Below are 218 nucleotides of genomic sequence, written 5' to 3'. Positions count from 1 at the left end.
AGGGACGAAGCTGGGCGACCCCATCGAGGCCCAGGCGCTCCTCGCCACCTATGGCCAGGACCGGGACACCGACGAGCCGCTGTGGCTGGGCTCCATCAAGTCGAACATCGGGCACACACAGGCCGCCGCCGGTGCGGCGGGGGTCATCAAGATGGTGCAGGCGATGCGGCACGGCGTGCTGCCGCCCACCCTGCACGTGGACGCCCCGTCGAGCCACA

Annotated in this window: 1 pseudogene; it reads left to right on the top strand. The window is 71.1% G+C overall.

Going from position 1 to position 218, the window contains the following annotated elements:
• A pseudogene (locus VR44_RS40780) lies at nt 1-218 on the top strand (polyketide synthase); the annotation flags it as partial.

The sequence above is a fragment of the Streptomyces katrae genome, from assembly GCF_000966975.1.
GTDB lineage: Bacteria > Actinomycetota > Actinomycetes > Streptomycetales > Streptomycetaceae > Streptomyces > Streptomyces katrae.
The sequence above is the reverse complement of the archived record's forward strand: the minus strand, read 5'-3'. Positions and strand labels throughout refer to the sequence as shown.